This window comes from Photobacterium sp. TLY01, from assembly GCF_021432065.1.
Classification (GTDB): domain Bacteria; phylum Pseudomonadota; class Gammaproteobacteria; order Enterobacterales; family Vibrionaceae; genus Photobacterium; species Photobacterium halotolerans_A.
In genome coordinates this window covers 1,958,727-1,979,884 of sequence record NZ_CP090364.1, presented here as the reverse complement: position 1 = coordinate 1,979,884, position 21,158 = coordinate 1,958,727, and the positions used below count along the sequence as shown (strand labels likewise).

Genomic DNA, 21,158 nt, shown 5'->3' with positions numbered 1-21,158 from the left:
AGATTTCGGTCTGCCTCTGACACCCTACCATCAATAGGTCTGGGCCAGGCCCGTCAATTGGCAGGCGCGTATACGACAATAAGCAACGAGGGCAATTATGACCGTCATCCGTAAAGAAGATGTGATCAGCAGTGTGGCAGACGCGCTGCAATACATTTCCTACTACCATCCGCTGGATTTTGTGCAGGCTCTTGAAAAGGCTTACCACAAAGAGCAGAGCCAGGCCGCGAAAGATGCCATGGCACAGATTCTGATTAACTCTCGTATGTCCGCCGAAGGCCATCGTCCGATTTGCCAGGACACAGGTATTGTGACCTGTTTCGTGAAAATTGGTATGAACGTCCAGTGGGACAGCGATCTGACCGTTCAGGAAATGATCGATGAAGGCGTGCGTCAGGCGTACAACAACCCGATCAATCCTTTGCGGGCATCGGTTGTCGCGGATCCTGCCGGAGCGCGTATCAACACCAAAGATAATGCCCCTGCGGTTGTCCATATCGACATGGTGCCGGGTAACGAAGTGGAAATTCAGCTGGCAGCCAAGGGTGGCGGCTCAGAGAACAAAACCAAAATGGTGATGCTCAACCCGTCGGATGATATTGCGGAGTGGGTTGAAAAGACGGTGCCACTGATGGGCGCAGGCTGGTGTCCACCGGGTATGCTGGGTATCGGTATCGGCGGGACGGCTGAAAAAGCCGCGGTACTGGCCAAAGAGTCGCTGATGGAAGCGGTTGATATTCATGAGCTGATCGAGCGCGGCCCGCAAAATGCGGAAGAGAAACTGCGTCTGGATATCTATGATCGTGTCAACAAGCTGGGTATCGGTGCTCAGGGCCTTGGCGGCATGACCACAGTGCTGGATATCAAAATCAAGACAGCGCCAACGCATGCGGCCTCTAAACCGGTTTGTATGATTCCAAACTGTGCGGCAACCCGCCACGTGCATTTCACCCTGGACGGCAGTGGCCCGGCAGAACTGACACCGCCTAAGCTGGAAGACTGGCCGGAAGTGACCTGGGAAGTGGGCCAGAATGTGCGTCGTGTCAATGTCGACAACATCACCAGAGAGGAAATTCAGCAATGGAAGTCCGGTGAAACCGTTCTGTTGTCCGGTAAGATCCTGACAGGTCGTGATGCTGCCCATAAGCGGATTCAGGAAATGCTGAGCAGCGGCCAGGGCCTGCCGGAGGGCGTCGATTTCAACAACCGCTTCATTTACTACGTGGGCCCTGTGGATGCTGTGGGTGACGAAGCCGTGGGTCCAGCCGGTCCGACAACCTCCACGCGAATGGATAAATTTACCGACATGATGCTGGCGGAAACCGGCCTGATTGGCATGATTGGTAAAGCTGAGCGTGGTCCGGTTGCGATTGAATCGATCAAAAACCATAAAGCGGTCTACCTGATGGCTGTGGGTGGTGCGGCGTATCTGGTCGCGAAAGCGATCAAGAAATCGCGCGTTGTGGCCTTTGAAGATCTGGGTATGGAAGCTATCTATGAATTTGAAGTGCAGGATATGCCTGTCACGGTTGCTGTCGATTCAGACGGTGTGAATGCGCACCAGACCGGCCCGGATATCTGGAAAGTCAAAATCGCTGAAATGGATGCGTAACACGCTCAAGTGTTATCTGCTGAAATAATTTGAAATAAAAAGGAGCCAAATGGCTCCTTTTTTTTGAACTGGTTTAACCTTTGATTAAGGAAGAAAGCAATAAAATGCCATTTTTTTGCTATGTTAGCGTTTCACAGAGAGCATGATGTTGCATAAATCAGACGTACTCAATTGGAGAGGCATTGAATGAGGTTCACTTTGCTGGCCCTGACGCTGTCGGTGAGCGTACTCACTGGCTGTAGTGAGGAAACAAAATTGGTGCCCGAGCCCGTATCCCGACCGGTTAAATTGCTTACTGTTGAAGTCGGTAACAGTCAGAGCTACCGGACATTTCCTGCCCAGGTGGAAGCCGGCGATAAGGCCGTACTGGCATTCAGAGTCTCGGGGGTACTGGAAAGTGTGGATGTTCTGGACGGGCAGGAAGTGAAAAAAGGCCAGCGATTGGCGCAACTGAAAACCGATGAGTTCAGGTTACTGGTTGAACAAGCCAAGGCCAACTACAACCTTGCTCAGGTACAGTACAAACGCAATGCTGAATTGCTGAAAACCAATGTCGTGTCTGAGTTGGATTTTGACCAGTCAACGGCGGCCAGAAATCAGGCGAAGGCAGAATTGGATAAACAGGAAGCTAACCTGAAATACGCGACTCTGATTGCGCCTTATGATGGGGTGGTCTCAATTTCCATGGCCAACAATTATGAGTATGTCACGGCGAAACAGCCCATTATGCATATTCAGAGTGAAGGGCTACTCAACGTCAGCTTCCAGTTGCCACAGCAATTGCTGAATCGGATGCGTTCTGGCGATCAGACCTCTGCTCAGGTGACTTTCGATACCATTCCGGATCAGGTGTTTCAGGCGAACCTGAAGGAAATTGACACCGAAGCCGATACCAAAACCTCCAGTTATCAGGTCACACTCACCATGGAAAAACCGGTTGACCAAAACTTACTCCCCGGTATGGCGGCGCAAGTCAAAGTAGCGTTGCCGCAAACAGGGACAGGCGTATTGCCTGCGCGGACGATTGTCAGGGAAAACGGCAGCACTTATGTGTGGCGAGTGAATGAGGAAGGCAAGATCAGCAAAGTTGAAGTGGTGCTGGATGAACAATCCCGTGTGGTGAGTGGATTGGAAGACGGTGCGGTGATTGCCGCCTCTGGTGTCACTGAGCTGAAAGAAGGTCAGATTGTTCGTGAATGGGTGAAGGAGCGGGGTCTCTGAGATGATAAGTACCTTATTACGTTCGGCTTTCTGGGGATTGCCGTTACTGCTGACCGGGTGTGGCCAGGAGCTGCCGTCTGAGTTAAAGGCGCCGCCGTCTGTAAGCGTCTATCGGGTGGGACTGGAGCAAAGCTCCCCGATTTTATCTTTTCCGGCCGTCGCGGCGGCGGCTGATAAATCTGTGCTGTCTTTTCGTCTTGCCGGTGAAGTGATCAAGGTCAACGTCAAGCCCGGTGAGTTTGTGAAAAAAGGCCAGCTGCTGGCGCAACTTGATCCGACCGATTACCAGTTGACGGTCAATGATGCGCAGGCGAAATTCAGTCTGGCGGACAGCCAGTATCGCCGCTCGGCAACACTGGTTAAGCAAGGCTATCTGGCTCAGTCGCAGTTCGATGAATTGGCTGCACAACGGCAAATTGCGCTGGCGAGGCTTAACCTTGCCAAGTTACGTCTGACATTCACTGCATTGCACGCCCCTTTCAGCGGGGTGATCTCTCGTGTACCTGTTGAACAGTTTGAAAACGTGCAGGTGGGCGAGGCTGTGATGAATATCCATAGCGCGACTGATGTGGATATCCTGATCCAGGCCCCGGACATGATTTACTCAAAAAGCACCGCCAGCCAAGTACAAAATAAGCGGCCGGGAACAAAAGTGATACTGGATGACGGGACAGAATATACCGCGTATCTGAAAGAGTTTACGACAGAGCCGGATCCTGAGCTCGGCTCATTCAAAGTCACACTCACCATGCCAATGCCTCAAGAGCAGTTCATTCTTGATGGCACTTCGGTCGAGGTAAAAGTGGACGGACAAAAAATACAGGTTTATCGCTCGGATGAAGCGGTGATTCCTCTGAGTGCCGTGTTCAATGAAGATGGCGATGCTATCAACCCTGCCAATAAATTCGTGTGGGTAGTCAATGACGATAATACAGTGACCAAGCGCCAGATTGTGACAGATAAAGTCGTCCCGGATGGTGTGCGTATTATGTCAGGGTTGCAGGAAGGCGACGTGATTGTGACTGAAGGCGTCAACCGCCTCCGTGATGGTCAGCATGTGACTGTTGTGGATCAGGAGGCTGCGAAATAATGAAACAAGATATAGCCACATACTTTATTAAAAACAAAGTCATCAGTTGGATGCTGACTCTGATCTTTCTGATCGGCGGGACAATGGCATTTCTGGAATTAGGCCGGCTGGAAGATCCTGAGTTTACGATCAAAGACGCCATGGTGGTGACCTCTTACCCTGGTGCGACAGCGCAGCAGGTTGAAGAAGAGGTAACCTATCCGATCGAGAAGGCTATCGGTCAGCTTCCTTATGTCGATGAAGTTAACTCTATTTCAAGCCGCGATTTGTCTCAGATCACAGTGACCATGAAAAACAATTATGGACCGGACGATCTGCCGCAGATCTGGGATGAACTGCGCCGTAAGGTGAATGACCTGAAACCCAGCCTGCCACCCGGTGTCGGGGTGCCCAAAGTAGTGGATGACTTTGGTGATGTATACGGCATTTTACTGGCTGTGACCGGCGATGGTTATACCTATCGTGAACTCAACGATTATGTTGATTATCTTCGCCGGGAGCTCGAACTGGTTAATGGTGTGGGCAAAGTACAGGTCACGGGTACGCAGCAAGAGCAGGTATTTATTGAAATATCTATGCAGCGGCTGAGTAACCTGGGTATCTCACCGGATACAATTTACGGCACCTTGCAGCAGCAAAATCTGGTGACCAGTTCTGGCGCTATTCGCGTCGGGGATGAGTATATTCGCGTTCAGACCACAGGTGAATTTCAGAATGCGGATGCGCTGGGCGATCTGATCATTAAAGATTCCGGCTCTCAGGGGCTGATTTACCTCAGAGATGTCGCCACGATCGAACGCGGGTTTAAGGAAGTTCCGGATAATCTGGTCAGTTATAACGGCAAGCAAGCCCTGAATCTGGGTATCTCTTTTGTTTCCGGTATCAATGTGGTTGAAGGCGGTAAGCGCGTTATGAAGCGTCTTGCTGAACTGAAAGGGCAGCAGCCGGTGGGCATCGATATCGGCGTAGTATACAGCCAGCCGACAGAAGTGGATAAATCGGTCAGCGGCTTTGTAGTGAGCCTGGGCCAGGCCGTTGCGATTGTAATTGTTGTCCTGCTGTTCTTCATGGGATTGCGTTCCGGTCTTCTTATTGGACTGATTCTGCTGTTAACCGTACTTGCCACTTTTGTGTTTATGAAATGGATGGCTATCGACCTGCAGCGCATTTCATTGGGGGCACTGGTAATTGCTTTGGGGATGCTGGTTGACAATGCCATAGTGGTGGTTGAAGGCATACTGATTGGTTTGCAGAAAGGGCGTACACGGCTGCAGGCGGCGTCTGACATCGTCACACAAACCAAATGGCCGCTCCTGGGCGCGACTGTGATTGCTGTCATGGCGTTTGCGCCTATTGGCTTATCGCAGGACTCGACCGGGGAATACACCCGTACTTTGTTTACCGTGCTACTGATTTCTTTAATGCTGAGCTGGTTTACCGCCATTTCCCTGACGCCTTTCTTCGCCGATTTGTTCTTTAAATCGCAAAAAGTGGCTGAAAGTGCAGAAGAGAATGACGACCCTTACAAAGGCAAGTTTTTTGTGTTGTACCGGCAGTTCCTTGAGCTTTGTATGCGACGCGCCTGGCTGACTGTGATATCGCTGGTGGTCATGCTGGGTGTGAGCCTGTACGGTTTTACACTGATTAAGCAATCTTTCTTCCCTGCCTCCACCTCGCCTATGTTCATGGTGGATATCTGGTTGCCTGAAGGCACCGATATCCGGGCAACCAATGATGTGCTGAAACAGATGCAGCAGCAAATTGAGCAAAATGACAGCATTGATTATGTGAGCACCAGTGCGGGTAAAGGCTCACAACGCTTTATGCTGACTTATTCACCCGAAAAAAGTTATGCCGCTTATGGCGAGCTGATTATTCGGGTGAAGCAGTTTGATGATGTGCTGCCGGCTATGTCTCAGGTGCAGGCGATCATTGTTCAGGGCTTCCCGAATGTGGAATACAAGCTCAAGCAAATCATGCTTGGTCCGTCTTCGGGCGCGAAAATCGAAGCCCGGCTGATCGGCCCCGATCCGACGGTACTGCGCGGCCTGGCCAAAGACGTCACTGATATCATGAGGGCTGACGCAGGCACAGCCAACATACGTCACGACTGGCGTGAACGGACGAAAGTGCTTGAGCCGGTGTTCAACGAGAGCCAGGCCCGTCGTTACGGTATTACCAAAAAAGATGTCGATGATCTGCTGCAAATGGCATTTTCTGGTCTCTCTGTGGGGATTTACCGCGAGGGCACTACTCTGATGCCGATTGTTGCCAGACTGCCGGAGCAGGAGCGTGTTGATATCAACACCATTGAAGGGATGAAAATCTGGAGTCCGGCTGTTCAGGGATATGTGCCATTGCAGCAAGTGATCTCAGCCGTCAATCTGCGCTGGGAAGATCCGCTCATCGCACGCAAAGACAGAAAGCGGGTGCTGACAGTGATGGCTGACCCTGATCCGTTGGGCGATGAAACTGCCGCCACGGTGCAAAAGCGAATCCAGCCGGCAATTGAGGCACTGGACCTGCCGCCAGGTTATGCGTTGGAATGGGGCGGCGAGTACGAGTCATCCGGCGATGCGAAAGCGTCGTTGTTCAGCTCAATGCCAATGGGTTATCTGATGATGTTCCTGATCACCATCTTCCTGTTTAACAAGGTGAAAGAGGCGCTGATCGTGTGGGCGACTGTCCCTCTGGCGGTGATCGGGGTAGCATCCGGCTTGCTGTTGCTGAACACCCCGTTTGGCTTTATGGCTTTACTGGGCTTTTTGAGCTTGTCTGGCATGCTGGTGAAAAACGGCATTGTGCTGTTGGATCAGATCGAAATTGAAATCAGCAGTGGTAAAGAAAAATATCAGGCGGTGGTGGATGCCGCAGTCAGCCGGGTTCGTCCTGTCTGTATGGCAGCAATCACGACGATTCTGGGCATGATTCCGCTACTGCCGGATGTGTTCTTTAAGCCAATGGCAGTGACCATTATGTTCGGCCTGGGTTTTGCGACCATACTGACCCTGATTGTGGTCCCTGTGCTGTACCGGCTCTTCCACAGCGTTCCGATACCGGGCCGCCAGATGTAGCTTGATGCCACTGAATTTCATGCTCTGAAAATCATACTTTCCGTCCTCCCCGCACCGATGCAGGGAGGACGATTCCACGGAAAAGGTGTTAAGAAGCCGACTCTTTGGTGCTATTCGTTTGTGCCAGTATGCGCTTGGTGATGACCGGATAAACAATCAGGGAAAACAGAACCATACTGATTGCCATCGTCAGAAACAAAGGCTTGTAACTGAAATCTGCCGGCAGCATCAGGATCAGGGCAATGGATACTGCGCCACGTGCGCCCGAGAAATTCAGCAGCCAGAAGTCAAGCCGCGACAGCTTTTCCGACTCGATACGCAGGGCTGGCAATATCAGCCAAAGCGAAATAAGCCGTGCTGAAAAAAGCAGTAGTATGGATAACAGGATGTTCACGGCGGACAGCATCTCGAGAGACAAGAGGGTAAACACGCTGGAACCCAGCAGAAAGAAAAGCAGTGCGTTGGCGACATAATCCAGATATTCCCAGATCTCCTGGTGTGCCAGGTGATTGGCATCATCCTGATAGGGCTTGTAACCGTATGCCAGTGCCGCGGCAAATACGGCAAGAATCCCTGAAAAATGCAACTCTTCCGCCAACACAAAACTGCCATACGCCAAAGCCAGCGTGATATTGGTTGTTAAGGTGTAATGCCGCTCATGAAGCAACGTCAGCAGCCAGCGAGCCCCGCGTCCCAGGACGACACCGACCACCAAAGCCCCCACGACATGTGACACCAAGCTCAGGCTGCTGCTTGCCAAATCAAATTCCACACCGCTGAAAATGACCAATGAAAGAATACTGGCCACAGTGACCACAAAGCCATCGTTCAGTATGGATTCTCCCTCAATCAGCAGTTTCTGATTTTCGGTCACGCTTTGGTTATCTTTGAATAAGGCGCTGATTGCCAGTGGGTCTGTGGCAGAGATGATGACCCCAAACAGCAGAGCCGGCATAAGGGGAACTTCGAGCAGCCAGTGAATGGCGGTCGCGATCACCAGCATGCTGATCAATATCCCTAGAGAGCCGGCCAGTGACGCTGGGAGCAGCACATGTCTGAAATGAAACAGGCAAATACATTGGGTGGATGAAAACACCAGCAGCGGCACGAAAAGATACAGCACAACATGGGGCTCCAGCACCAGATCCGGCAAGTTGGAATCTGGCATTGCGGAAACTGCGCCGTAGGTCAGTCCCAGCAAGAGGATCCAGGTAATGTCTGAAAACAGCCGCCAGCGGTGAGAGAAGAAAAAAATGGTGTTCAGGGCAACCCAGCCCAGTACGGCGAAAATGACAAGTGAGGGAATTGATTCATAACCAGTCACAGACACCTCTTTAAAAGTGATTGTTTTTTATACTTTAATCGTGCTGGAGGATGAAGCAAGCAGATTGTGTGAAATAGGGACACAGATAGAAAGAAGGCTCCACAACAGGAGCCTTCTCATGATGGCAAAGCGGATTAATCTGTCACTTTCCAGCTGATTTGTTCGCCGGCCCGAATCGGCACAACTTGGTCGGCACCGAATTCCATGGTATCCGGCACCGCCCAGCTTTGTTTGGTCAGGGTGATGGTGTCGTGATTGCGAGGCAGGCCATAGAAATCGGGACCATGATGGCTGGCAAAACCTTCCAGTTTGTCGAGTGCGTCTGCCAGCTCGAAAACTTCTGCGTACAGCTCAATAGCAGCATGTGCTGTATAAGAGCCGGCACAACCGCAGGCGGCTTCTTTTTTGCCCTTCGCATGCGGCGCGGAATCTGTGCCCAGGAAGAATTTGTTGCTGCCACTGGTGGCCGCTGCAATCAGTGCTTCCTGATGCGTGTTGCGCTTCAAAATCGGCAGGCAGTAGAAGTGCGGACGGATGCCACCTGCCAGCATATGGTTACGGTTATACAGCAAATGGTGGGCGGTAATTGTTGCGCCCACGTTCGGCCCGGCATTGTTGACGAAGTCGACCGCATCTTTAGTGGTGATGTGCTCAAGGACCACTTTCAGGTTTGGCATGGCTGCGACGATAGGCGCCAGAACAGTGTCCAGGAAGACTTTCTCACGGTCGAAAATATCTACATCGTGCTTGGTGACTTCGCCATGAATCAACAACGGCATACCCACTTCCTGCATGGCTTCCATGGTCGGCAGCAGTTTGTTGATGTCAGTGACGCCTGAATCAGAGTTCGTGGTTGCTCCGGCAGGGTAGAGCTTGGCCGCAAATACATGACCACTGGCCTTGGCTTTGCGAATCTCGTCAGGGGTTGTGTTATCGGTGAGGTAGAGCACCATCAAAGGAGAGAATGTTTCACTTGGCTGAGCAGCCAGAATACGATCACGGTAAGCAAGAGCGGCAGAGGTATCTGTCACGGGAGGAACCAGGTTAGGCATGATGATAGCCCGTCCCATATAGCGGCTGATGTCCCGAACCGTATCCTTCAGTACATCGCCATCGCGCAGGTGTACGTGCCAGTCGTCCGGACGTGTGATAGTGATCGACGTCATAGTAGCTCCCTCCAAAAAATTCGCCCGATTCTAAAAGTATGGCGTGACTAAGTAAAGCCGTATTGCCCATTTGCCCTCTCAAACCGCAATCGTTTGCATCGGCTTAAGGTGGCTTAACGGGGACAGTCACACTAAGCAGACGCGGTGGCTCACAACTGAATGAGGACAGTCATATATTTTATAAGGACAGGCATATTAGAAAAAGCGTATCGCAAGAGGCTATCAAGGCCATAAATTATTTTTCAGAAATGTATCTCCTGTGATTTTTTGGCTTGGTACTAGGTTTTTAGATCTCAGTCCTGATTTTCAGGCGAGGGGCGGCTTGCGAATGGATTGTTGTTGAGGAACTGTTTGCCGAGAATGTTATGGAATGCGTAAACCGATACACCGCTTTCGGTTCAGTTTCGGTAAAACGGCTTGAATAGATGAAGGGGTACCAATCAGGAGTCCTTTTTCAATACTGGTGCAAATATTTAGCCAGCAGGCTGTGCTAAAACTGAGTCGCTCAAGGATCGGGCATTGAGTCGAGTGGATATGGTGATGTTTCCCTTCCCTGATTTGTCGTCCGGTCCAGTGGACCAGTTCAAGATAATCTGACAGGCGAAATGGCAGCCCTTCTGGCATATTATTTCGCGGGTTACCGGCGAAAGGGAAAAGACAGGGCGCCGTTGCTTCGTTCTTTTGAAGCGATTCAATGCGTGCTTTCACGGATGTGTAGTCGGAGGCTTCCGGTGTCTTTGCGATACCGGCCCGGATCGGGTTTAAATCGACGTACGCCATGGCGGCGGCTAAGGCTTTATCATCCAATAATGCCTGGCTTTTGAAGCGGCCTTCCCAAAAGTGGCCGGTACACTCGTCTTCCTGATTGGCTTTACTGGCGATGTATTGATTGAGCAGGCGCATGAACCAGCTAATGGAACAAAGCCGCTCGCGCCAGGTTTTGATGATGGTTAAGCAAGCAGTATGTTCGGCCTTGGATAAGGCCTCGTGCTTTAAAAAACGCTGAATCAGCACAGGGGCGCGATGTAAGGTGAGCCAGCGCTCTATCACGTCATGGTTCGACAGGCGATGAGCTTTTGGTTTGTTGATATGAAGAACGACATGGTAGTGATTGCTCATAATGGCATAGGCGCAAACATCCACACAGAAGACACTGGCAATCCGCTTCAACCGTTTCTCAACCCATCCCCGCCGGTGTTCATAGCTGGTCTGGGTGAGAACATCGTAGCCGCACAGAAAAGAGCGGCGAACACAGCGGGAAACGCAATGGTAGTAGGGTGTCGCTTCTATACTGATAAGTTGGCTGCGTGCTGTCGTTATTGGGAGTCACAACTATTGAACTGGATAAATACACAGTATTTTGTTGTGCTCAATGATAAAAGGGGCAAATCCCGAAGCCGCGATCCAGGTCGGAACCTCATGAAACTGATGAAGTTGTTTTTTTCTTTATGCGCCTGTCCCTGCATCATCGTATGTCTGTCCTCTTGATGCTCTTGATGCTCTTGATGCTCTTGATGCTCTTGATGTGGTGTCTGTCCGTAACACTCTCTCTTGGTCCACAGTATGGACAGTATGGGCATCATTGATAACGCACTGAATGATGCCCATCAGAGTCAGATCTTTACACAAGCAAAAAGGGCATTGCCTGAGTTGTTATCCCAGGGGATGATTTTTTCGTAGTCATGTTCAAAAACGTGAACCTCAAAGTATGGCTTCAGTATCTCTTTGAGCTGCTTGATAGTGACAGCAACCATAGGGTGCTCGTCATGCCATCGATGGGTTTCGTCAGCTGTGCTCTTTTCGATACTGAGTTTTAAAGACTGTTTCTCGCCATGACCGCAATAATGCCATCCGGAGTGGAAGGTGAAGTGACTACCGTCGTGCTGGGCCGAGTGCCTGACAAACAAGTCGTTATTGATTTTGTCTTTATCAACGACATTAAAGCAGAACATCCCCTGGTCGCTTAATGCACTGTGTACGCTGGCGATGCAGTCTTTTAACTTTTCAATACCATCGCTGTAGTGGATGGAATACAGGAAACAGGTGATCAAGTCGACCTGGGAAGTGATATTGAAATCACTCATGTTTTGTAAGGTGAACTGGGCCTCTGGGCAACGCGTAGCGGCAATGTCCAGCATCGGCTGATTGATATCCAATCCACTGCATTGATAGCCATAATCAATGAAATGGCGAACATGCGGACCGGTTCCGCAGGCCAGATCAAGATGGGTGTTGCCTTTGTTACCGAACAATTGATGGAGTCGGCGAATACAATGGCTTTGTGCCTGGTAATCAATATCGACACACATTAAGTCGTAATAGCCGGAAAGGTCTGTATATAGGGCGTTGGCGGACATAGATGCCTGATAGACTCAGCTGAAATTTTTGGGTGGCGCATAGTAAACCAAACGGTTGGATTTGCGAAGCAGATAAAATTATCAGTAACTGTGATTAGATAGGTAGATAAACGGACAGACACGATAAAAAGGCCAGAAACGGATTCTGGCCTGATGAGGGATTATCCTGAGTTGATCAGAGCGTGAAGCGTTGAACCAGGGCGTTTTGCTCTTTAGCCTGATGATCCAGCTTCAGGCTGGCGCTGGTGACGCTTTCCATCGCTGCCAGATTGGCGTCGGCAATTTCACTGATGTCTTCCAGACTACGGGCAATACTGGCTGTGGTGCTGCGCTGCTCTTCGGTGGCTTGCACGATCTGGCTGCTCATATCACTGATTTCAATAATGATGGCTTCAATTTCTTCCATCGCGCTGCTGGCTTCTGAGGTCTGGTTGACGCTGTCTTCCATTTCGTTCACGCAGCTTTCAATCACCTGAACCGCCTGGCTTGAGCTGGATTGCAGCTCTTGAATCATGGATTCAATCTCACCTGTGGAGGCTGTGGTTCGCTGCGCAAGAATACGCACTTCATCAGCAACCACGGCAAAGCCGCGTCCCTGTTCACCGGCGCGGGCGGCCTCAATCGCGGCGTTCAGCGCCAGCAGGTTGGTCTGATCGGCAATCGTCCGGATCACATCCAGGATACTGCCGATATTGCTGCTCATTTGCTGGAGCTGATTTACCGCCTGCACCGACTGGTCCAATTGCTCGGACAGTTGATGGGTGGTGGAAATATTGCGACCCATGACATTGCGACCGGTTGCCGCGGCCGATTCAACATTTTTCACTTTATCCAGCGTGTGCTGGGCACTTTGGGTCACCTGAGCGACCGAGTGCTCCATTTCTGTCATTGCAGTGGCGACAGACGCGGTTTGCTGGCGCTGTTCGTTCAGACGATCTTTCGCATCAGCTGTGGTGGTCTGATTTTGGGTTGCGACTTCCGTCAGTTCGGCGGAGGCATCGCTGAGCTGGCTCAGGAGTTGCTGCAGATGATCGGCCAGGGTATTAATGTGATGGCTCAACTGTCCGAACTCAGCAAATTTGTTGTCTGTAATGCGCTTTGTCATATCACCTGCGGTCAGCGCTTCCAGGGTGGTCAGAGTGGAAGCCAGCGGTTGTCTGACGTTTCGTGCCAGAAACCAGCCGATAACAACGGCCAGAAATGCGGCCAGGCTGCCTAATAACACGGTATTTCTGACCCCTGTCTGGTAAGAGGTTCCGGCCTGAGCGATGGCCGTATCCATGTCTCCGCGAGCCTGGCTGCGGAAGCTTTCCAGTAAAGCGTTGGCATTGTTAATTTCAGCCGCCAGATTACTGATACTGGTATAGAGGCGTTCCTGAGCCTGAATATAGTTAAAATGCACATCCAGCACACCGCCGGACTGGCCGATGTCTTGATTATACTGCTCGATGGAAGAGTCGAACGTCCGCTTGAGGTCAGGGATCATCGAGGTCAGAGTGCGGTAAGAATTGCTGAGATGGTTCACCAGACGCTTATTGTTTTTTATCGCTTCATTGATCGTTTCAACATCGCTGGATGCCAGCGCATCAGAGGTGATGGATTCTGTCTGGCCCAGTTTGTCGAAGTAACTTTTTGCCAGCATCAGTTCAGACACCCGGCTGCGATCGGCAATGACATCTTTCATACGTACGTTGAGGTCACGATGCAATTGCTGAAAGCGGCGGATGGATTGCTGACGAGCTTCATTGGCGGCTAACTGATCACGGTAGTTGCTCATGGCAACCTGTGCCTGGGTAAAGTATCTGTCTTCCAATGCTTTTAAGGCTTCTAACTGGCTGCTCAGTGTTGGGTAATCTTTCGCGGTATCAATCAGCGTGGCCAGAGTCTGTCTGAAATGATCGTAAGACTCAGTAAACTGGCTTTCATATTGCTGCATTCGATCTTGATCATTGGTGGTCAGGAAATCTTTAAACACTTTGTCGGCAACCAGAAGTTCCACATTGGCCTGACTGGAAATGGTGACTAACGGAACGGACTCGGTGTTGACCGATTCCAACTGACCATAGATGGTCTTGGTTTCCATCAGTGTCAGTGTGCTGGTGGTTGCGAAGAGGCCGATCATCACGGCGAAACCTGCGTACATACGCCGGATGACAGAAGTCTGTTTTTTCATTGCACTATCGTCCCTAAAACATCCCGGGTCTGACGCATCCCGGGCATTTCCTTACTTGCCAGTGTGATTATTTTTATTGGTATTTTTATTTGTCCACTCATACAACGTTTGCTTTACGACGTAAAATAAGTGTTCTCCAAGCCGTGACGGTGTCATCAAAATATCATCGTACTTTGCTAGTCAGACATGCTTACGAGGATAACCGGATACGATTTGCACATACTTTGGCAGGTGTAACAAAATGAAGATTTTGCAGTGAAATAATCGCTGAAAAGTTGGTTTAAAACGACGTTCAATATTGCTCTGATTACGCGACTCACGCATACTCGCAAGGGTGGAAATCAACAGATGGAGAAAGTCATGGCAGAAGAAACTATCTTCAGCAAAATAATCCGTAAGGAAATCCCGGCAGATGTGGTGTATCAGGACGATCTGGTGACTGCGTTTCGCGATATTAACCCCCGTGCGCCAAGCCACATCCTGATCATTCCTAACAAACTGATCCCAACAGTGAATCATGTTGAAGCGGAAGATGAGGCAATGATGGGGCGCTTGTTTACTGTTGCCCGCAAACTGGCAGAAGCGGAAGGGGTTGCAGAAGACGGTTACCGCCTGATTGTGAACTGTAATCCTCACGGCGGGCAGGAAGTGTATCACGTTCATATGCACCTGTTGGGTGGTCGTCCGCTCGGCCCGATGCTGGTTGGTTAAGACGGGTGAATCTTCATGGCCTGTCGACAGCAGTGATTTGCGTTGACGGCCAGATGATCAACAGAATCGAATGAAAAAACATTTCCGGTACAAAACCGTTGTTTTCTTTTGCGCTTTTATTCTCTCTGGCTGTGCCAATTTATCCGGGCACAGCCTGTTCAGTCATTACAGTGCCAGCACCACATCGAGCAGACAGGCTTTGTCTCAAGGCCAGATTCAGGGCGCATTAGACAAGCTGCCTGATGAGCCTGCAGGGGCGATTCTTGATGGTATGGAACGGGGCAGGCTGACGTTGCTGGCAGGCGATTACACCGCCAGCTTTGCTGCGCTGCAGAAATCGGACAACGCGGTGAAAGAGCAGCAAGATGCTGCCCGGATTCAGGTGTCTGAAGGGTTGAATCAGGCGGGATCACTGTTCACCAATGACAATATGATCAGTTACCAAGCCTCTGATTATGAACTGGGATTTTTGCATTTATATCTGGCGCTGAACTACATTCATAATCGGGACCTGGATGGTGCGCTGGTTGAAATGCGTCGAGCCAATCAGGTGCAGGAAGCAGCAAAACAGCAACGTGAATCTGAATTAGCTTCAGCAGAACGACAACTGCAAAAAGAGGGGCTGGCAGATAATATTGGTTCGGTACTCGCGCGTTATCCGAATGCCGGGCAAACGCTGGCTGCGGTGCAGAATGGCTATTTGTTTTATCTGTCAGGTATGTTGTTTGAAGCGGATGGTAATCTGAATGATGCCTATATTGATTTCAAACGGGCGTTAGCAGTCGCTCCAGATAATCCTTATGTGGCAGAGGCGGTGCAAAGGCTGGCTGAGCGGTTGGGCATGACAGATGATCAGCAGTTGCTGGCCAAAAAGTATGGTCCCTGGCAATCACCTCAGTCAGGAACCGGTCGCCTGATTATTTTAGATGAACAGGGTGTGGTACAGGCGCCTGAAGGCTGGCGATTACCGCTTTGGCTCTATGATAGCCAGGGTCAGAGTGTGCTTTACAATCTGGCACTGCCATATTACCCGCCGCGTCCGGCAGTATTGCCGGGCAAACTCAGCCTGAATAACCGTTTGTTGACTGCACCGCCTTTGGTCAATGTTGATCAAATGGCCAAACAGAGTTTGAGTGAAACCTTGCCGGTACGGGTATTGCGCCAGAGCCTGCGAGTGATTGCCAAAGAGCAGGTCAGACAGTCGGCAGCGCGAAACGGTGATGAAGTTGGTAATGTGTTGGCGAATATATTCAATGCATTAACAGAGCAGCCGGATACAAGAAGCTGGCAAACGCTGCCCGCTCAGGTTGCTTTATACCAGGAAGACTTGCTACCCGGGCGCCATCAGGTTCAATGGCAGGGCAGCTCGGTGGAAGCTGAGGTTCAACCAGGCCGTACCACTATGGTCTGGATTTCCCGACAGGGCCAGACCATGCGTGGCTGGTCGGTGTTATTAGGAGAAAACTAATGAAATATTTTGCGGTAATACTGTTCACTGTGATGCTGGCCGCCTGCGCGGATAACACAACCTCTGGTATCAGTATTGATAGCAGTAACCAGTATGTGGTGATTGCAAATCCTTATCTGGCCAATCAGATTGGTATCGAAAAAGCCATCGTCTCGCGTCAGAATGGCCTGCTTCAGGCGGGTGTGCCGGTAAACAGCAAGTCAGATACGGATATTAAGCTGCAGTACCGTTTTTACTGGTACGATGCCAAAGGTTTGGAAGTCAGCGGCAGTGAAAGCCCATGGCGGCAGTTTGTTCTGCACGGTAAAGACACTATGACCATCAAAGCCATGGCAAAAAGCGCGGATGTTACCAATTACCGTATTTATATCCGTGAAGCGACCAGTACCTGGTAAGCAAGTTTAGTGGGCTGACTGATATCATCCCATAATACCGAGAATGATAAAAACCGATTAAGGGTTAGAAATGAAAAAACGCGTCATAGCTTTAGTGGGAATTGCTGCCCTGATGGGTGGTTGTGCAAAACAGGTAACCTATGGAGATGCCCAGGGAGTCGAAACCACGACCTCTGAATTCGGCTCGACTGACCTGCAAAAGATTGCGGAAAACATGACAGACAGCATGCTGGCATCGGGTTCAGTGGGCGCGATCACAGCCGGTAAGCGTCCAATCATCGTGGTGGACAGCATCAAAAATAAAACCAGCGAGCACATTGATACTGAATCGATTACCGATTCAATCAGCACACGCATGCTGAACTCAGGCAAGTTCCGTTTTGTCGATATGACACGAGTAGAAGCAGTGCGTAAGCAACTGAACTTCCAGAACAACGATGAACTGGTCAATCAAAGTACGGCGATTCAGTTTGGCAAGATGGTTGGCGCGGAATACATGATGTACGGTAACCTTGCCAGTATCGTGAAGCAATCCGGCAGCGATAAAGACGTCTATTACAAAATGACCATGCGTCTGATGGATCTGGAAACCGGTCTGATTGAGTGGGCGGATGAAACTGAAATCCGTAAGCAGGAAGCCAAACGCTTGCTGGGCTGGTAAGTGCCTGACTCATCGTGGCTTGAGCCGGGAGAATGGCCATTCTCCCGCATCGCGGGTTTCGATGTACTGCGTGCCCGTCCCTTAGGCGGCGGGCTCAGTAACCGATGCTGGCAGCTTGAGCTGCAATCCCCGTCATCTTCTGTCAGACAAGCGGTCTGGCGTCCTGTCAGCGCTGCCAGTCAGGCATTCGGTGTTGACCGTGAATATGAGTACCGGTTGTTGTCAGCGATGCAGCCTTGTCCGTTTGCTCCCCGTCCTATTGCAAAAACATCAGCCGGTATACTCGTTGAATGGATAACAGGGGAGGTTTGTGTTCACGCCCCATCATCAGCTGTGCTGATGGCCTTGCAGGCCAGGATTCACCGGTTACCTTTGCCCGGTTGGCGTTTAGCCGTGCGTCAGCGGGCTGAACACTATCTCGCTGTCATCTCACCGGAGGATCACGGGGAGGAACTGGCATCAGTATGTGCACATTATTTCAGCCATATTCCTCACAGTGGCTTTCCTGACACCTGTTGCCATCATGATTTGGGATTTTACAATCTCATTCAGCGCCCGTGTGGAGAGTTGGCCGTGATTGACTGGGAGTATGCGGCAGCTGGTGACCCTATGTTGGATCTGGCATTCACGGTTCAGGCCAACCACCTTGATGTTGTAACTGCTGCGCAGCACTACTGCCGTTATCAGGGAGGTGACCCGGACCTTGTCTCAGAAGCAGTGCAACGGTGGCTCCCCTGGTGCGATTTCTTGGCTATGCTTTGGTATTATGCTGGCGCAAATTTGTGGCAGGATGACACCTATCGTATTGAGGCAAAAGCATTGTTAGCAAAATTGGCTGCGGCCTGATTGCTATCGCAGGGTAAATCTGTCAGACAGTTTTTCTGGAGGAAGTGCGCGTGAGTCTAGCCTGTGCTCGTTGGCATCGTCCGTTACTGTTCCTGTGTTTGTTGGTTTTTCTCTCGGGGTGTGCCGCCCGTCTTGCCTATAACACCATGAACTATTGGGTTCCCTGGTATCTGGATGATTATGTCAGTCTGACGCCAGCGCAGGCATCCCGGTTTGAAAGCGAGCTGTTACAGGCTCAGGCTGTGCACCGCCGGCAAGAGTTACCTAAGCTGCATCAGCAGATTCTCGAGTTTCAGCAGGATCTGCAACGTCCGCTGACTTCAGCCCAGATAGCGCGCTACCACGATAGCTTTACGGCACTGGCAGAGCAGAGTGTTTCCGTCTTCACCCCACCGGTGGCCAATCTGCTCCGGTATCTGAGTAATATCCAGATTGACCAGATTAACAGCAAGATCAATAAGGATTTGGATGAACTTCGGACCAAGAGAGAGAAGTTAAGCCAGGAAGAAAAACTTCAGCGGTACACCGCCAGATTTGAAAAGTTCAGCAAAGAATGGGTTGGATCACTCACAAAAGAACAACAAGCCATGATCGGAGAGCTGGCAAAACATCAGCTTGATATGGAACCTGTCTTTTTTTCTGTGCGAAGCGGTCTTTATCAGCAGTGGCAAACATTATTGTCGCAACGTCACCGGCCGGAATTTGATGCGAGATTCGAGACATTATTAAAAGATGTCGTCGGTCTTCGCTATGCGCCGGTACAGTCTCAATTAGATCAATACCTTCAGCGCCGATTCGCATTAATGGCACAACTGAATCAGAGTTTATCTTCCTCTCAACGTCAGTATCTGATGAATCAATTAACCGAAACCCGTAAAGAGATAGCCGTGTTGATCCAGCAGTAAGCATATCTGTGAGCGAATTAACCACTTAAAATTTGTGGATAATGCACTATACCGTGTAGTGATTTATCTTTTTACGGACATTTATCAGGAGTGACTATGATCATCTATCTGCATGGCTTTGATTCCACAAGCCCTGGTAATCACGAAAAAGTACTTCAGCTGCAATTTATCGATCCCGATGTGCGCGCAGTGACTTATAGTACATTTCATCCCAAACACGATATGCAACACTTACTGAAAGAAGTGGATAAGCTCATTGCTGCCAGTGAGGACCTGCATCCGCTGATCTGCGGGGTCGGGCTTGGCGGTTATTGGGCTGAGCGAATCGGGTTTATCTGCGGTATAAAGCAAGCGATTTTTAACCCAAATTTACATCCTGAAACAAATATGCAGGGTAAAATTGATCGGCCGGAAGAGTACGCAGATATAGCAACAAAATGCGTGTCTGATTTCAGAGAAAAAAATATCGGGAAGTGCCTCTGTATACTTTCAACTCATGATGAAGTGTTAGATAATCAAGCCATAAATAGAACATTGGACGCATATTACCAAGTGATCTGGGACGATACACAAACACATAAATTCAAGAAAATCTCCCAGCACTTACAAGCAATAAAGCAATTTAAAGCAACCCATTGAGTATATGCCTCTCCCTCCGCAGACGGATTGAAATGATCCGCTGCCCAACTCTACGTCAGTCAGAATTTTTACCTGGCAGGACAAGGTTCCTGCCGGTTTGTGCAAGATTTATAAAAACTAGAGGAAAAAGACTGTGACGAGAATCATCGTAGTTGGAGGCGGTGCCGGGGGCCTGGAATTGGCCACCAAACTAGGGCGAACCTTAGGCCGTAAACGAAAGGCAAACGTTACCCTGGTCGATAAAAACAGCAGTCATTTGTGGAAACCACTGTTACATGAAGTGGCGACCGGCTCGCTGGATGAAGGCGTTGACGCACTGAGTTACCGTGCGCACGCTAAAAACCATCACTTCGATTTTCAATTGGGTTCATTGAAAGACATTGACCGCGAGCGCAAGTGCATTTCTTTGCATCCGCTGTTTGATGAACACGATGAGTTACTGCTCCCTGAACGTGAGCTTGAGTACGATATTCTGGTTCTGGCGATCGGCTCGAAATGTAATGATTTCAATACGCCCGGGGTGCGAGAGCATTGTATTTTCCTGGACAGCCCGGCGCAGGCACATAAATTCAGAACTGAAATGAACAATCAGTTCCTGAAGCTGCATGCGAACAAAGAGCAGAAAACGGTTGATATTGCGATTGTCGGTGCGGGTGCGACCGGGGTGGAATTGTCCGCGGAACTGCATAATGCCGTGAAAGAGCTGCGTTTGTATGGTTTTGGTGATCTGGACAGTTCAAGACTGAATGTGAATCTGATTGAAGCGGGTGAGCGTATACTGCCTGCGCTGCCGCCACGCATTTCAGCGGCTGCGCATACCGAGCTGACTAAGCTGGGAGTCAAGGTACACACGGCAACCATGGTGATTAAAGCGGACGAAACCGGCCTGACAACCAAAGACGGTCAGCATATTCCGGCCAAACTCATGGTGTGGGCGGCGGGCATTAAAGCTCCTGATTTCATGAAAGATATTGCAGGGCTGGAAACCAACCGTATCAACCAGTTGGTCGTTAAAGATACCCTGCAGACCACCCGTGACGACGATATTTATGTGATTGGGGATCTGGCTGCCTGTACGCAAAAGGATGGCACTCTGGTGCCGCCACGTGCGCAGTCAGCGCATCAGATGGCCAGTCGTTGTTTCTCGAACATTGTCGCTAAGCTGACGGATCGTGCGCAGAAGCCTTATGTTTTTGTTGATCATGGCTCGCTGGTCTCCCTGAGCCGCTTTTCTACCGTCGGAAGCCTGATGGGAAATCTCACCAAAGGGTCGATGATGATTGAAGGCCGGATTGCCCGCGTAATGTATATTTCGTTGTATCGCATGCACCATATCGCGCTGCACGGTTTCTTCAAAACCAGCCTGATGATGCTGGTGGGACGTATAAACCGAGTGCTCCGTCCCAATCTCAAGCTTCATTAACAGGGGACTGAGTGATTCAACAAAAAAACCGCCGGTTCAGGCGGTTTTTTATTGCTACGCTCAATTCCCGTATGCTGCGGGCGGTGGTGATGG

At 50.3% G+C, this 21,158-nt stretch carries 17 protein-coding genes; 12 read left to right on the top strand and 5 right to left on the bottom strand.

Translation table 11 applies throughout. The features are described 5' to 3' along the window. The first annotated feature begins 97 nt into the window (after nt 1-97). From LN341_RS09470 to LN341_RS09455, 4 genes are all read left to right on the top strand, one after another. Complete coding sequence (locus LN341_RS09470; RefSeq protein WP_046219730.1) at nt 98-1,612, top strand: fumarate hydratase; 1,515 nt, start codon at nt 98-100, stop codon at nt 1,610-1,612. 186 nt (nt 1,613-1,798) lie between these two features. After that, nucleotides 1,799-2,833: an efflux RND transporter periplasmic adaptor subunit gene (locus LN341_RS09465; protein ID WP_234203160.1), complete on the top strand. Its 1,035-nt coding sequence runs from the start codon at nt 1,799-1,801 to the stop codon at nt 2,831-2,833. Between the two features lies 1 nt (nt 2,834). After that, nucleotides 2,835-3,923, top strand: a complete 1,089-nt coding sequence (locus tag LN341_RS09460; RefSeq protein ID WP_234203159.1) for an efflux RND transporter periplasmic adaptor subunit — start codon at nt 2,835-2,837, stop codon at nt 3,921-3,923. Continuing rightward, nucleotides 3,923-6,997 carry an efflux RND transporter permease subunit gene (locus LN341_RS09455; protein ID WP_234203158.1) on the top strand — a complete coding sequence of 1,025 codons (3,075 nt, stop codon included), beginning with the start codon at nt 3,923-3,925 and terminating at the stop codon, nt 6,995-6,997. The genes LN341_RS09460 and LN341_RS09455 overlap by 1 nt, the downstream gene beginning before the upstream one ends. 88 nt (nt 6,998-7,085) lie before the next feature. Here the strand turns inward: LN341_RS09455 and LN341_RS09450 are convergent, their stop codons facing one another. The 5 genes from LN341_RS09450 to LN341_RS09430 form a co-directional block, all read right to left on the bottom strand. Beyond that, nucleotides 7,086-8,321 carry a sodium:proton antiporter gene (locus LN341_RS09450; protein ID WP_046219733.1) on the bottom strand — a complete coding sequence of 412 codons (1,236 nt, stop codon included), beginning with the start codon at nt 8,319-8,321 and terminating at the stop codon, nt 7,086-7,088. Between the two features lie 134 nt (nt 8,322-8,455). Next, complete coding sequence (gene pyrC / locus LN341_RS09445) at nt 8,456-9,487, bottom strand: dihydroorotase (protein ID WP_234203157.1); 1,032 nt, start codon at nt 9,485-9,487, stop codon at nt 8,456-8,458. Nucleotides 9,488-9,850: 363 nt separating this feature from the next. Continuing rightward, on the bottom strand, nt 9,851-10,807 hold the full coding sequence (locus LN341_RS09440) for a transposase (protein ID WP_234204997.1): 957 nt from the start codon (nt 10,805-10,807) through the stop codon (nt 9,851-9,853). Between the two features lie 293 nt (nt 10,808-11,100). After that, entirely contained in the window at nt 11,101-11,844 is a 744-nt protein-coding gene (locus LN341_RS09435; RefSeq protein WP_234203156.1) for a class I SAM-dependent methyltransferase, read from the bottom strand. 175 nt (nt 11,845-12,019) lie between these two features. Continuing rightward, nucleotides 12,020-14,017 carry a methyl-accepting chemotaxis protein gene (locus LN341_RS09430; protein WP_234203155.1) on the bottom strand — a complete coding sequence of 666 codons (1,998 nt, stop codon included), beginning with the start codon at nt 14,015-14,017 and terminating at the stop codon, nt 12,020-12,022. A gap of 360 nt (nt 14,018-14,377) precedes the next feature. Here LN341_RS09430 and hinT point away from each other — a divergent pair, with 360 nt between their 5' ends. From hinT to LN341_RS09390, 8 genes are all read left to right on the top strand, one after another. Next, nucleotides 14,378-14,728: a purine nucleoside phosphoramidase gene (hinT, locus tag LN341_RS09425; protein WP_046219874.1), complete on the top strand. Its 351-nt coding sequence runs from the start codon at nt 14,378-14,380 to the stop codon at nt 14,726-14,728. A gap of 70 nt (nt 14,729-14,798) precedes the next feature. Beyond that, nucleotides 14,799-16,196, top strand: coding sequence for a COG3014 family protein (locus tag LN341_RS09420; RefSeq protein WP_046219737.1), 1,398 nt, complete (start codon nt 14,799-14,801; stop codon nt 16,194-16,196). Beyond that, nucleotides 16,196-16,591, top strand: a complete 396-nt coding sequence (locus tag LN341_RS09415; protein WP_046219738.1) for a YcfL family protein — start codon at nt 16,196-16,198, stop codon at nt 16,589-16,591. Before LN341_RS09420 ends, LN341_RS09415 begins: the two co-directional genes overlap by 1 nt. Before the next feature lie 70 nt (nt 16,592-16,661). After that, entirely contained in the window at nt 16,662-17,252 is a 591-nt protein-coding gene (gene lpoB, locus LN341_RS09410; RefSeq protein WP_046219739.1) for a penicillin-binding protein activator LpoB, read from the top strand. Next, entirely contained in the window at nt 17,253-18,098 is an 846-nt protein-coding gene (locus LN341_RS09405; protein ID WP_082095686.1) for a phosphotransferase, read from the top strand. A gap of 50 nt (nt 18,099-18,148) precedes the next feature. After that, nucleotides 18,149-19,003, top strand: coding sequence for a DUF6279 family lipoprotein (locus LN341_RS09400; RefSeq protein ID WP_234203154.1), 855 nt, complete (start codon nt 18,149-18,151; stop codon nt 19,001-19,003). A 96-nt stretch (nt 19,004-19,099) separates the two neighbouring features. Next, nucleotides 19,100-19,642, top strand: a complete 543-nt coding sequence (gene ycfP, locus LN341_RS09395) for an alpha/beta hydrolase YcfP (RefSeq protein WP_234203153.1) — start codon at nt 19,100-19,102, stop codon at nt 19,640-19,642. Between the two features lie 133 nt (nt 19,643-19,775). Beyond that, a complete protein-coding gene (locus LN341_RS09390; RefSeq protein ID WP_046219741.1) occupies nt 19,776-21,065 on the top strand; it encodes an NAD(P)/FAD-dependent oxidoreductase in 1,290 nt (429 codons plus the stop codon). Nucleotides 21,066-21,158 lie beyond the last annotated feature (93 nt).

Bases quoted from the DNA above. Each gene is read 5' to 3' on its own strand.
- LN341_RS09470 (WP_046219730.1), top strand. From the start codon at position 98: ATGACCGTCATCCGTAAAGAAGATGTGATCAGCAGTGTGGCAGACGCG.
- LN341_RS09465 (WP_234203160.1), top strand. From the start codon at position 1,799: ATGAGGTTCACTTTGCTGGCCCTGACGCTGTCGGTGAGCGTACTCACT.
- LN341_RS09460 (WP_234203159.1), top strand. From the start codon at position 2,835: ATGATAAGTACCTTATTACGTTCGGCTTTCTGGGGATTGCCGTTACTG.
- LN341_RS09455 (WP_234203158.1), top strand. From the start codon at position 3,923: ATGAAACAAGATATAGCCACATACTTTATTAAAAACAAAGTCATCAGT.
- pyrC (WP_234203157.1), bottom strand. From the start codon at position 9,487: ATGACGTCGATCACTATCACACGTCCGGACGACTGGCACGTACACCTG.
- LN341_RS09435 (WP_234203156.1), bottom strand. From the start codon at position 11,844: ATGTCCGCCAACGCCCTATATACAGACCTTTCCGGCTATTACGACTTA.
- LN341_RS09430 (WP_234203155.1), bottom strand. From the start codon at position 14,017: ATGAAAAAACAGACTTCTGTCATCCGGCGTATGTACGCAGGTTTCGCC.
- hinT (WP_046219874.1), top strand. From the start codon at position 14,378: ATGGCAGAAGAAACTATCTTCAGCAAAATAATCCGTAAGGAAATCCCG.
- LN341_RS09420 (WP_046219737.1), top strand. From the start codon at position 14,799: ATGAAAAAACATTTCCGGTACAAAACCGTTGTTTTCTTTTGCGCTTTT.
- LN341_RS09415 (WP_046219738.1), top strand. From the start codon at position 16,196: ATGAAATATTTTGCGGTAATACTGTTCACTGTGATGCTGGCCGCCTGC.
- lpoB (WP_046219739.1), top strand. From the start codon at position 16,662: ATGAAAAAACGCGTCATAGCTTTAGTGGGAATTGCTGCCCTGATGGGT.
- ycfP (WP_234203153.1), top strand. From the start codon at position 19,100: ATGATCATCTATCTGCATGGCTTTGATTCCACAAGCCCTGGTAATCAC.